Origin of the sequence: Aestuariimicrobium sp. T2.26MG-19.2B, from assembly GCF_950101875.1 — a bacterium.
Classification (GTDB): Bacteria; Actinomycetota; Actinomycetes; order Propionibacteriales; family Propionibacteriaceae; genus Aestuariimicrobium; species Aestuariimicrobium kwangyangense.
This window is the reverse complement of the sequence record NZ_CATNLW010000002.1, coordinates 248,366-260,424: the sequence shown is the minus strand read 5'-3', so window position 1 is coordinate 260,424 and position 12,059 is coordinate 248,366. Positions and strand designations below refer to the sequence as shown.

General features: G+C 63.2%; 13 protein-coding genes and 1 pseudogene. 13 read left to right on the top strand and 1 reads right to left on the bottom strand.

Features of this window, described 5'->3' with window-relative positions; genetic code table 11:
- The first annotated feature begins 899 nt into the window (after window positions 1-899).
- The 11 genes from QQZ11_RS10990 (at window position 900) to QQZ11_RS10950 (ending at window position 7,338) form a co-directional block, all read left to right on the top strand.
- Window positions 900-1,397: a barstar family protein gene (locus QQZ11_RS10990; protein WP_284550425.1), complete on the top strand. Its 498-nt coding sequence runs from the start codon at window positions 900-902 to the stop codon at window positions 1,395-1,397.
- Window positions 1,397-1,726, top strand: a complete 330-nt coding sequence (locus QQZ11_RS10985; RefSeq protein ID WP_284550424.1) for a hypothetical protein — start codon at window positions 1,397-1,399, stop codon at window positions 1,724-1,726. Before QQZ11_RS10990 ends, QQZ11_RS10985 begins: the two co-directional genes overlap by 1 nt.
- Window positions 1,727-1,812: 86 nt before the next feature.
- Window positions 1,813-2,112, top strand: coding sequence for a DUF6188 family protein (locus QQZ11_RS13680; protein WP_446698848.1), 300 nt, complete (start codon window positions 1,813-1,815; stop codon window positions 2,110-2,112).
- A 225-nt stretch (window positions 2,113-2,337) separates the two neighbouring features.
- Complete coding sequence (locus QQZ11_RS10980) at window positions 2,338-2,814, top strand: hypothetical protein (RefSeq protein WP_284550423.1); 477 nt, start codon at window positions 2,338-2,340, stop codon at window positions 2,812-2,814.
- A gap of 398 nt (window positions 2,815-3,212) precedes the next feature.
- A complete protein-coding gene (locus QQZ11_RS10975; protein WP_284550422.1) occupies window positions 3,213-3,635 on the top strand; it encodes an META domain-containing protein in 423 nt (140 codons plus the stop codon).
- A gap of 209 nt (window positions 3,636-3,844) precedes the next feature.
- Window positions 3,845-4,321 (top strand): DUF4265 domain-containing protein, encoded by a 477-nt coding sequence (locus tag QQZ11_RS10970; protein ID WP_284550421.1) that lies wholly within the window; start codon window positions 3,845-3,847, stop codon window positions 4,319-4,321.
- Between the two features lie 137 nt (window positions 4,322-4,458).
- Window positions 4,459-4,671: a recombinase family protein gene (locus tag QQZ11_RS13675; RefSeq protein WP_446698847.1), complete on the top strand. Its 213-nt coding sequence runs from the start codon at window positions 4,459-4,461 to the stop codon at window positions 4,669-4,671.
- Window positions 4,668-5,189, top strand: coding sequence for a barstar family protein (locus QQZ11_RS10965; RefSeq protein WP_284550420.1), 522 nt, complete (start codon window positions 4,668-4,670; stop codon window positions 5,187-5,189). The genes QQZ11_RS13675 and QQZ11_RS10965 overlap by 4 nt, the downstream gene beginning before the upstream one ends.
- 1,155 nt (window positions 5,190-6,344) lie before the next feature.
- Window positions 6,345-6,653, top strand: coding sequence for a hypothetical protein (locus QQZ11_RS10960; RefSeq protein WP_284550419.1), 309 nt, complete (start codon window positions 6,345-6,347; stop codon window positions 6,651-6,653).
- Window positions 6,654-6,658: 5 nt separating this feature from the next.
- Window positions 6,659-6,781: a hypothetical protein gene (locus QQZ11_RS10955; protein WP_284550418.1), complete on the top strand. Its 123-nt coding sequence runs from the start codon at window positions 6,659-6,661 to the stop codon at window positions 6,779-6,781.
- Between the two features lie 218 nt (window positions 6,782-6,999).
- The gene (locus tag QQZ11_RS10950; RefSeq protein ID WP_284550417.1) at window positions 7,000-7,338 is read left to right on the top strand and encodes a hypothetical protein; all 339 of its coding nucleotides are present in this window, start codon (window positions 7,000-7,002) and stop codon (window positions 7,336-7,338) included.
- Between the two features lie 289 nt (window positions 7,339-7,627).
- Here the strand turns inward: QQZ11_RS10950 and QQZ11_RS10945 are convergent.
- A pseudogene (locus QQZ11_RS10945) lies at window positions 7,628-8,936 on the bottom strand (ISL3 family transposase).
- Window positions 8,937-10,268: 1,332 nt separating this feature from the next.
- Between QQZ11_RS10945 and QQZ11_RS10940 the strand changes: the two are divergent.
- Window positions 10,269-11,222 carry an ABC transporter ATP-binding protein gene (locus tag QQZ11_RS10940; RefSeq protein WP_284550416.1) on the top strand — a complete coding sequence of 318 codons (954 nt, stop codon included), beginning with the start codon at window positions 10,269-10,271 and terminating at the stop codon, window positions 11,220-11,222.
- Window positions 11,219-12,058 carry an ABC transporter permease gene (locus tag QQZ11_RS10935; protein WP_284550415.1) on the top strand — a complete coding sequence of 280 codons (840 nt, stop codon included), beginning with the start codon at window positions 11,219-11,221 and terminating at the stop codon, window positions 12,056-12,058. The genes QQZ11_RS10940 and QQZ11_RS10935 overlap by 4 nt, the downstream gene beginning before the upstream one ends.
- Window position 12,059 lies beyond the last annotated feature (1 nt).

Sequence of the window (12,059 nt, the reverse complement as noted above, 5' to 3'; positions counted from 1 at the left end):
ATCCTGGCTTGTGCGTATGGCTGCGCCCCCTCTGACCCTTCCCCCAGCGTCTACGTGCTGCACACCGGCCAAGGCTATGTGGCCAAGAGTGCCTGCGATTTCCCCATCAGTCGAGCAGCGTTCAAGGAGGTACCCAACGACGCAGAAGTGGTCGAGGACGGGCCGCCTTTCGTTCTCGACAGGCGAGCTACAGGGCAACCAGTGGAGGCACTGTTCTTAGCCGAGAGGATGCCCGATGCGCGTCCCGGAACCTACCTCGGGGTATACATCTGGCTGGGTCCAGAACAGGACGACGTTGCCCAGTGGATCGACGTGCCATCCGACTTGCGGGTCGGAGAGGCCGCTTGGGCACAGGGGGTCGACACCGAGGCCGCGGTGCGCTCCATGAAGGGCAAATTCGGCTGTGGGTAACGGCGGCGGATTGGGGGACGCAGCGTTCCGCCGCTTCATGACGGGCTGGTCCGCATGCCCTCTCACAGCCAACGCGTCCCACACCACCTCGGCGCGTGCGACGGCTGCGAACATCTACCAGAACCGAAAACGGGGCACGCAGGTAGCGGAGTTTGAGCGCACCAGGAGCCGTTGGCCCTGACTCCACCCGCCGGGGCCACCAGCACCGAAGATCCGCTCGGCCGCCAACCGACCACCCCCAAGGTCGACCCGACACCGCGCATGCAGCGGAGGAGAAGCCCTACACCACCGACTACCAGCGTGATTCAGTGTCGGGTGTCGCCCGCGCGGGCCCGACTCGGTCGGTGGAACCAGAGCAACTGGCGAGATCTTGGCCATCAACTCGCGCACCAGGGCAACCAAGCAGCAGGGGGCGACAAGCAGTGACACATCGACGTACTACTATCGCACCAGCCACGTACAAGAGTTCCTTGAAGTACAGGTGAATCATGAACGCTGCAGATCAGCTGCGGACTGTCTCGAATCCGTTCCTTACAACCATCGTCAATCAAAGGACAATCGCGGCTGCGGCGCGTGAGTGGCAAGACGCAGGGCTGTTGGTCCGGACTATCCGTGGGATCAAGGCGCGCTCGGTTGCTGGCCTGTTCGACGAGTTCTCCGCCGCGTTTCAGTTTCCCCACTATTTTGGCGAGAACTGGTCCGCTTTCCAGGACTGCATAAGCGATTTGGAGTGGCTGCCATTCCAGAACGGCGTGGTCGTGCTGATCTGCAGCGCTGATGAAGCGCTCGTCGACGCGCATCCCACCGAGCTGACGACCCTCGTGAAATCCTTGGCGACGGCATCGGCCGATTTCGCGGTCGCGGTCACGGACGGTGAGTGGTGGGATCGTGCCCCGGTGCCCTTTCACGTCGTCCTGCAGTGCACGAGGGAAGACGAGTTTGGCTGTTGGATCGAGGCTGGCGCCGCGCTAGGGTCGTTGATGTGATGCGTGCCTCCAAGGAATCGATCGTGGATTCTGACAAGACTGGGCGTGACCGCCAACCCGCTGGGAAGTTGATTGGGTTGCTGGTCGCTCTGCCCGGCGCACTTCTGTTCGGAGGCTTCATGGCGGTACAGGTGTGGGACGCGATCTTGGTCGGCGCGACATCAGAAGCAATACTTCGATGCTGGCTCTCGATCGTCATTTGTCTGGCGCCAGTGCTGCTGATTCCCCTGTTCGCCCCGCGAGCTGTTGGAATCTATCATGTGATTGCCCCAATTCTCGCGCTTTGCGCTCAGTGGTCATCTATAATGCTGACAGCCACCGGATTTTGAGTATTGAGTGCCACGGCGTGACTCGAGCCGAGAACGCCGCGTCCAGTGCCAGATGAAGACCGACACGACTCAGGTGGATCACGCTGGTGTTCACCACTGCCGTTGGCCTGGGCGATCCGGAAAAGCTGGCTCCGGCGTTGGAACTCGTACGAACTGCCATGACCGCTGCCAAGGCCGTTGACAAAGGTCTCCTGGAACCCGGATTCGGTAATGGTGCCACGATCCGAGTGCCATCAGATGAGAATTTCGAGCGCCGGGAGGTCTGCGGCCCCGAGGGGGCTGATGCTTGTCGCAGTTCTGGGTGGAGGACTGTCTGTGTGGGGATAAGCAGGCAGGTCTTCACGAACCTGTGGAGACAAGCGATCTCATACAGTGCAAAGACGTAGATCGCCAGCCGGGCGCAGATCGTCGATACCGCCCGACGGTTCTACTCTGACTACACGCAGATCCTCCGAGCTTGGAGTTGAGATGACCGAATACGTCGAGCTCTGCTTGAAGCGCAACCGCGGCTGGCCTTGGCCCGAGGACTCCTGGGGTCTTGCGCCGAGTTCGGCGAGGATGGCTGGTGCCATGCCTGCGGCGTTCCGAAGGGCCCGCAGACCGGCTCAATCGTGCTCCAGCCCAAGGGCTTCAAGGTCGCCGAAGGCGGCTGGGTGCCCAACTGGCAGTTCAACGCAATCTGCCTGGAGTCCTCGTTGGCCGAGGACGCTGCATCGAGGTTCCAACTCGATCTGCTCAAGGTCGAGTGGCATGGAGTCCCCTCAGGGCAAGCACAACAGATCGTGGTGCCCAGTGTGGGGGAGTCCTGGTTCGATCACGACGAGTTGAGCGTGAAGGCGGTCCAGCAACACGGCTCAGCGGGAGCCAGGTGTTCTGACTGCGGCACGTGGCGGTGGATGCCGCTGGCCTTCGGAACGTTGCCGCCGTTGAAGATCCAGCCTCCTCTGAGCGACGTGGACATTGCCGCGAGCCCGGAGTGGTTCGGGGACGGCTGGAGCGCCTACCGACAGATCCTTGTCAGACGCGAGCTAGCCGAGTTCATAGCGGCAGCCAGTCCCAAGGACTTCAAGGTGCGACCTGTCTCCTGAAGGGCCTGCCAGCCCCCACGCGCTTGGTGGCGCAGGGGAGGGCCTCGTCAGGTCGGCGATGTTGGCGATCGGACGGTGGTGGCAGCGCAGCACCAGCCGCGGACGGTCGTTTGGGGGAGTCAACGGAGCATTTCGGTGGATCACAGGGCAGGTTCTTCGGGTGGGGACGGGTTGTCTTGGTCGACTTCCATCGTTGCCGCCGGGTACCTGCCCGTCCCTCACGACCTACCGCCGGGTGACGCCAGCCTCATGAGCTGCAAAGGCCAGGACGGGGTACGTCAGGTCCGGTGCTCGGCGGGGATGCCTTCTATAGCAGCGGCCACTCTCCGGCGCTCAGGACCCGATTTCCACTCTGACCACCGTTGACTCTTCCCCCATCGCCGGGTCACCATTGCCGCATGGTCGACCTTGAGCAGGTGCGTGCCACTCGGCGGACAATACTGACCCTGACCGCCGTGGCGGCTGGGACGGGATCGGGACTCGCCGCCTGCAGTGCGAATCCTCTGGACGGCAACTGGCGGGTCACCGGTGCCCGCGGCCCAGACGCCAGCCTACCCGCCAAGGCGAACATGAAGATCTCCGGCGACAAGGTCACCGGCTACGACAGCGTCAACGCCTTCCAGTCCCACTTGGTGGTGTCAGGAGACCAATTGTCGTTCGAAGACCTCGCCGTCGGCGCAGTGGGAACAGTGGGTGACGCCGGAGCTGGCGCGACCTTCTTCCACACCGTGATCGGAGCAAAACCCCGCTACCGGATCGATGGGCAGTCCCTGATCCTGTCCGACCGTGGCGGGCGAACCCTTGAACTAGCTCGCCAGTGAGGGAATCCGGCACCTTCTATGTCCCCACTGAAGGTGCCCTCGGCAGATCAAGCACGAAGCCTTGACATATCACTGCCTCAACGTGGTAGGACGAGACATGTTCAAACTGACCTCTGCGTCCTTCGCTGCGCTGCTAGTACTGGCAATGGTTCGCGTGATGACCCCGTGACTCCTCCCGTTGGATGCGAAGGTGCTTCACCGCCGGATCGGTGGCCACGTTGACCGGCCAACCTTCGTACTCGACCCATGAAAACCCGGTGTGGCGAGAGCGTGCGAACTTCATCATCAATGCGCCTCTTCGCGAAGTCGATCGCTTCGAACAGCTCTGGTGTCGCCAATTGGATGAGGATCAGTTCGAGGTCTGTTGCATTCCATTCTTCGTCTACAACCTCGCCTTGGGGGACATCGTTCGCACAGCCCCATCTGGCGGTATGACCTACATGATCTCCCAAGTGCTGAACCCATCGGGGCGGTTCGTCTTCCGAGTCTGGTTTGGAGAATCTTTCCATCCTAAGGAACAGATTGTGAAGGGACTTGATTCGCTTGGGACGCTTCTCGAGTGGTCGTCACCCAACCTGCTGGCGGTGGATGCCCATGACAGCGCGCGTGCCCAAGTGGTCGCCAAGTACTTGGCGAAACAGGAAGACGCCGGACGCCTCATGTACGAGACAGGAAAGGCGGTCTGATCGTTTTCGCGACATGTGAAGACGTGACTCATTGCGGCGCATGCGCCTACGACTTTCGCTCAGTACCTACTCTGTACGGAAGGCATCAACGGAGGGTCCTTTCGGATTCCGGTGTGAGGGAGAGGGAGGATCACGCGATGACGACGTGGGTAGATGCGCGGGTGTCGACGCTGCACCAGGATCCGGCGCCTCAGGTGGAGGCACTACGCCAGGCTGGGGTTTCCGGAGAGCATCTGGTAGTGGAACGGATGTCGGGGGCCACCAAGGACCGGCCCGGCCTGGCGGGTCTCCTCGAACAGGCACGCCCCGGCTGGTACCACGCTAATCCGCCGATTCGGATCGGGCCATGAGCACGGCCGACATCGCACGGGCGTTCGTGATCCACCTCGGCTTGGGCGGCCCTGAACTTGTAAGGCTTGCGGACGAAGCATGCGAGCGAGGAATGAGAGTCATCGAGCTCGATCTTCAAGGGCTCGTGGACCGATCGGCCCTGGTCGACTATTTGGCGAGGGCGTTCATGTTTCCCCACGAGATCGTGGGACTTGATGCCGCGGTGGACTTGATCTCAGACTTGGAGTGGTTTGGGAACTTTCGGGGGTACCTCGTGCTTGCGCGGGGGGTGGTCGGCACGACGGCCGTGGGTGAAACCTTTGTGTCGATCCTTCCGAACATTGTCGACCGCTGGCGCAGCCAGAGTGTGCCGTTCGTGGTCGCGATCGACGGTGAGGACGAACGACTCCAGTCGGTACTCGCTTCTGCCAACCGCGAGATGGAGCGAGCGGGCAAGCTCGCGTGGGCCCAGCCTGGAACTGGACCGACGGAGGTGGTCCTGCACCGCGGCAACGGGCCAAGGGGGGCGGCCGGATGACAACATTCGTCCGCATCCAAGTTGTGATGTTCGCCCCTTGACGGAGACATCCCAACCCTTCAACCATGGAGCCCAACCTCCTACGCACGATTTGGGTCCGATGACCGGCCCGGCTTGTACCGGCTCATGGATGAACGGGCACCAGCGAGTACCAACGAACAGCGGTTTGGTGTCGGTTGCACCCGCCCGCGGCCAGACTCGATCGGCGGGACCAAGCAATCCCCACGCAGCTTCACCATCATCGATCTGACCACCGTCGCTGAGCTCGACCCTGACGCCCGGTCCAGATTCACGAGACCCCCGGCGGTACGACCGGTAAGTTGGGCTATGCACCTTCGCTTGTCAGCTACTTCGAAGGATCCATTCCATGTACAACACTTCTAGCTACACGAGTGTCAGGGGTTGAGTCTGCCATGCATATCTCCCGTCGGCGTGCGACCATCGTCAATAAGATTCTGATCGCCGCCTTCATAATTGCCGTCATGATAATCTCTTTACAGTTTCGGCACTATTGGGCCGGCAGGATAGTCACTGCGATTGGCATTGGGGCTGTCCTTGGCTACGTATGGCGTGGAATTGTTGAGCGCAACCAGGACACTCCATCGCCGACACGGCAGAACGACTCCAAGTAATGACCGGGAATGAGCGTTGGGAGTACGCATGAGCGCTTGGCAAATATGGTTAATAGGTGCTCGGCTACAGGGCCCTGATAAGTAGCGGGGGATCGTGTTTGTCATCGCTTTCGGACTCTGTCTGGGTGCCGGCGTGATTGCTCGGGCCACCACTTACTACGCCGTGCGCACTCAGGATCGCTTTACGGTCCTCGTCCGCTGGTCTGGCGTCATATACGCACTCGCTATGGTTGCGGTGGTGTTCATCCCTGCTGCGGGAGGGGATGGAGAACATCCCCAAGAGTGGGCAACGTGGACGATGTTTACGGTCGGCCTGATCTCGTGCCTCTGGCAGGTGTCCGAGTGGATCCACTGGATCTGTACGTCTCGTATGAGGCGGGGTCAGGCAGTGGCTGATCTCCACCTCTCCAATGGCCCAAGGCTGAGATGAAATGAATACGTGGTTCCAAGGAAGTCACCCACGGACTCCAGACGAGGGCTACTGGACCAACGACGGCCGCCTCGTCACGTACTGGGATTGATCATGGACCGACAAGCAGTTCAGGATGCAGCAGCAGCTTTGCGAGAACTTCCCTTCCCGCCCTCGCCAGACGACCCGGACTTGGGGGACTGGATCATGGATCTGCTTGAGGCGGACACCTACTACGCGGGCCTTGCTCAGTCCGCACTCTCCGGTGCGCGATTCGAACGTCCACCGGAGCGCAGCTTGGTCGAGCTCGCCGTCTGGCTGGATGAGTTGCGCGTTGCCACTCCGGGAGACGAGGCAATTCTCGAAGGCTGTCGAGCATACTTCGCCGCGCTCTCGGCGCTTCACGAGGCTTTGAGATTGTGAAGCGCTTGACGTGCCTGATCCTCGCGGCGGTGATCGCATGGTTGATCCCTGCCGTGCCCGTGGAAACGGCCAACGGCGAAGCGCCGATTTCGATCCATGCGTACAACGACACCAATCATTCGAACTGACATCCGGCCCTTCTGCGAAGGTCTCGATCGAGCCGATGCACCCCGGAGCAGTGGGGCGGTCTCGGCGTCAGGTACTCGAACCCCGAGCGCCCCGGGGAGGAGATCCGAGTCATGCCGGGCAAGGCCACCGACCCGAATCCCCTTAAGCGAGGGCCATACCTTCGTATCAGTCGACACGGCACCGTCACCGACCGGATTCCGCTGGAGGGAAATCCAACATGAGCGTGAGCGACATCCAGCGTGAGATTCTCGGACTTGTCGACGAGGACTACTACGGAGTGTGGGAGATCGGCTGGCGTCTCTTCACTGTGCTGGGTGTCGATCCGTCCGTGGACCCCGCAGAGGCCGCCGAAGCGGTGGCTTTGCTCAGGCACCGTGGTGTCGTGGCGATCTACGTCCGCGAATGGATCGATGATCCACCTCGACCCCTGGGCTCGTCGGGACGAGCCGTCGACCTCAACGACCCAGCTGCGTGGCGGGAGCCCGAGCCCGGGCTCCCGCAGTTTCTTATCGGCGCGGCGGACGACAGGGACGACGCCACTGCGCGAACTTGCTGACTTGGGGTACGAGGTTCAGTCCTTTGGCTGACCTTGGCACTTCAGGCTTGAGGCAACGTGATGCCATCCCGGTGCTGCTTTCTGCTTTCCTGAATACCGATGACCGAAAGCTGAAAGCAGAAATCGCGAGAGCGTTGAGCTTTCCGGGGGCGCTGCCGAAGGGCTCCCGAACTAGCGCCACTAGACCGCTAGCGAACTCCTAGATCCTTCATGAGCGGCCCCAACGTCACTGCGTTGATATGGCTCAGGACCCAGTGGGGGAGGACCGGGTTGGAGCGAATGCGGCTCTTCACAATCCACGGTGTAGTCGGGGTCTGAAGCCCCCGGTCTCGAGGAGGCTGCGCGCGATGTAGTGGGTGAGGTTCCGGAAGCCGAGGGCGCTGCCCCGGGGGTGTTCGAGTCGGCCATTCAGGGCTTCGGTGGGCCCGTTCGACGTGCCGGGTCGGTCGAAGTAGGCGAGGATGTCGGCGGCCCGCTTCCTCAGGGTGCGGCCGAGGGTGATGACCTCGGTCAGAGCGCCTGGGGACCCCACTGCCGATCGCGTCGATGACGGCTTGCATGAGGGTCTTGCCCTTGGCCTTGTCGGGTTCTCGGTAGGCGGCGATCATCTGCTGGTAGATGCCCCAGGTGGTCTCGACCTCGACGTGGTCATCGCCGGCGAACAAGGCCTCCAACCGTGTCTTCTGCCTGGGGGTGAGCAGGTCCAGGCCGGTGTGCAGCATCCGTCGTGCCCGGTACAGCGGATCAGCTGCGCGGCCGCGATGACCGTGCAGGTCTTGTTGGATGCGGCGTCGGCACTGTTCGAGCGCATCGCCGGCCAGCCGGACGACGTGGAACGGATCCAGCACGGGGGTGGCGTCGGGGAGTTCTTCGGTGGTGGCGGTCTTGAAGCCGGTGAACCCGTCCATCGCGACCACCTCCACGTTGGCGCGCCACTCCTGCGGGCGGGCGGCGAGCCAGGTCTTGAACGCTTGTTTGGAGCGGCCCTCGACCATGTCCAACAAGCGGGCCGGGCCGGTGTCATCTCTGACCGGAGTGAGGTCGATGACCACGGTCACGTACTTGTCGCCCTTGCGGGTGTGCCGCCACACATGCTCGTCGACGCCGATCACCTGGACGCCGTCGAATCGCTTGGGGTCATCGATCAGGGCGCGTTGGCCCTCGGCCAGGACGGCATCGTTGGCGGTGTTCCACGACACCGCGAGGCCTTCGGCGATCCGGGCGACGGTCAGGTGGGCGACCACGATGCTTTCCAGCGCCCACCGCAACGCTCGCCGGGACAACTTCGCCCGCGGTTCGGCGGCCTTGCTCATGTCCTGGCGCCACACATGACCGCACTCACCACACCGGTAGCGGCGCACCGTAACCACCAGGAGGGTGGGGCGCCACCCGAACGGCTCATGGGCCAGGCGCCGGACCACGGTGCCACGCGGGATGCCCTCACCGCCACACCGACGGCACCACCGGTCATCATCGACGACCCGGCACGCCAACACCGCCCGAGCAGGGTCGAGGCGCTGGCCGACAACCTCCAGGCCGAGCTCATCGACACGGGCGAACGTGGTCAGGTCAGGACGAACGAAGGTAGCGTGGGGCACGTCGAGGTCTTCCAGATGGGCAGTGTGAGAACTTCCATCTTCGGGAGACCTCGACCCTCAACCGCGGACCGACGCGCCGCCCCAGATCACCCCGCCTCTACACCCTCCACTGTGATGAGCCACTTAAGCTAGGACATGCATGCACTGGGTAATACCTCAAAGGGCTCGCAAGGCGCAAAGAATCCTTCAGATACTTGCATTGTTGCTGTTGTTGTGGGTATGGGGGGCACCCTTGAACATCTGGCTCAATCGTTTCGTAGGCGCTTGCTATATCGCATTCGCGGCCGGGTATTTCTGGCGAAAGTTCATGGATCACGCAGAGAACCAAGCACCCCGGGCGAAGAATTAATCCTAAGGCTCGCCGCTTTCGCAGCATTCGCGGAGGTCAATCAGTCCCAGGGTTGCCCAGGTGAGCTGGGGCCGTGCGTACGTGAGGTCGGGTGCTCGGCTGGGGATTCGTTCTGAGCAGCGGTGCACTTGCGGCCTGTCAGCAGCGCTGCTTTCCGCCTCTTGCAGGAGCCCTTTGGGCGCGGAAGGCGACCACCACACACGTGTTCCTCTTGCCTAACCCCGAGCTATGCGTAGCTTCAGAGGCGTACCTGGGAGTGGCCGATAAGCGACATTATGACATCTCCTCTTGTTCAGATCGATTATTGGTGATTCTCCAAACTATCCGAACTCCCCCCCACCGACTCAACGGCTGACGAGCTCGGTGGTCGTGGACGGACAGCAACGGCTCACTACCGTGCAGCTGATCACCGACGCCACCGCAGCGATTCTCGAGGGTGCTGGGGAGAGCCGCTTGGCCACGTTCTGCTGGAACCAGGTGATCGACCCCTCCCAGCCGACCCGCTCAGCCAACACCGTCGCCGGCATCTCCGGGAACTCCAGCAACAACGCCCGACTACCGCCTCGACCCCGGACCAGGCCCCCGCGACCGGGGGCCGCGGCTTGTAAGCCGGAGCACCGTCACAGGCCAACGTCCTCGCGACCGTCTTGCGAGCCACCCCCAACCGCCGCGCGATCTCCCTACCCGACAAGCCCTCACTGGCATGCAGATACCGAACCTCGGTCCACACATCCACGCTGATCATCCCCCTATCCTGATCGCGTGGCCCTCTTTTCGACCGTCGCTACTGGCTCCCTTTTCGACCGTCGTCGACACGGTCAGCGGCATGACAGTGCGTATTGCTGTTTGCTTGATCATGCGAGGGGCGCGAGCATGGGAAGCTCTCCCCAAATGGGGAGGCTTCTGTGAATCCGATCGTGACGGCTCGTGGCCTCAGCAAGTCGTTTCGACGTCCGGTGCGCTCGCCGGGGCTGAAGGGCTCGTTGAAGCATCTTCTCAGGCCACGGTGGACCACCGTCGAGGCGCTCAAGGGCGTGGATCTCACCATCGAGCCCGGTGAGTCCGTGGCTTACGTCGGCCCGAACGGGGCCGGCAAGTCGACCACCATCAAGCTGCTGACCGGGATCCTGGTGCCAACCGCGGGTGAGGTCGACGTGGCTGGCGTCACACCCCACCGCAACCGGGTGGCGAACGCGCGCAACATCTCGGTGCTGTTCGGGCAGCGGACGCAACTGTGGTGGGACATTCCGGTGATCGAGTCGCTGCGGCTGCTCGGGGACATCTTCGCGGTGCCGTCCGAGCAGTACCGCACCACGATGGACGAGCTGGTCGAGGTACTCGACCTCGAACCCCTGCTCAACGTGCCTGCGCGCCAGTTGTCGCTGGGGCAGCGGATGCGCTGCGACCTGGCGGCTTCCCTGGTGCACTCCCCCCGGGTGCTCTTCCTCGACGAGCCGACCATCGGCCTGGACGTGTCGGTCAAGGCCAAACTGCGCGAGTTCGTCGGACGCCTGGTGCGCGAGCGGGGGCTGACGCTGCTGCTCACCTCCCACGACCTGGGCGACATCGAACAGCTGTGTCCCCGCATGGTGATGATCGACGAGGGCCGGATCGTGTTCGACGGTGCGCTGGCCGAGGTCACCCGGCGGTTCGGCTGGGAGCAGTCGGTCACGGTCACCCTCGGTGAGGCACTGCGGGACGCCGGCGACCGGGCGTCCGCTGCACTGGGCAGGGATGCCCTCGAGTTGAGCTCGTCCGATGAGCACACCGTGACGGCCCGCTTCGACTCCCGTCAGCTGACCTCGGGGGAAGTGGTCTCGCGCTTGGTGCGGGCCTTGCCCGTGGTTGACCTGTCGGTGGAGGGCACCACGACCGAGGCCATCGTGCGCCGGCTTTACGAGGGCGACCTGCGGTTCGAGTCCGAGGACGCGTCGTGAGCGAGGCCGCCGCGACACCGGTGAAGCTCGGACGCCTGCGTCCGCGCTCGCCGTATCAGACCATCGCCGGGGCTACCTTTCAGCAGGCGGTGGCCTACCGCTGGACCACGTTCATGAACGTGGGCCTCACGTTCGTGTGGGTGGTGATTCTGTACTACCTGTGGCGAGCCGCCTACGCCTCGCGCCCGGCGATCCAGGGCTACTCGTGGGACCAGATGCGCACCTACATCGTGATCGCCTACGGCCTGAACGCCCTGGTCGGCTGGCGCATCGGCTCGGGGATGATGCAGACCATCCGCTCGGGTGACGTGGTGCTCGACTACGTGCGCCCACTCAACTACGCCACCACCCAGCTCGCTCGCGCCGCCGGGGGGTCGCTGGTCGAGGGCGTGGTCAGCCTGGTGCTGGTGATGGGGCTCGGCGTGGCATGGTTGCGGATCCTGCCGCCGGCGAGCCCGGGGGCGACGGCGCTCTTCGTGATCGCGGTGGTGCTGGGCTTCCTCACCAAGGCGTTGGTGGTGTTCCTGGTGTCCCTGCTGGTGTTCTGGACCCAGTCCGGGGTCGGGTTGATGTGGACCCAACAGGCGGTGATCCAGGTGCTGTCGGGCACCATCGTGCCGCTCGCGCTGATGCCCGGCTGGCTGCGGATCATCGCCGAATGGGCACCGCTGCGCGGCATCGCGTCCACGCCGCTGACCTTCTATCTGGGCAAGGCGGACCCCACGCAGACCGCCATCCTGCTCGGGGCGCAGGTGGCCTGGCTGGTGGTGCTGTGGGCGCTGGCGAACCTGGCCTGGCGGCGCGCGTTCAACGTGGTCAACATCCAGGGCGGCTGAG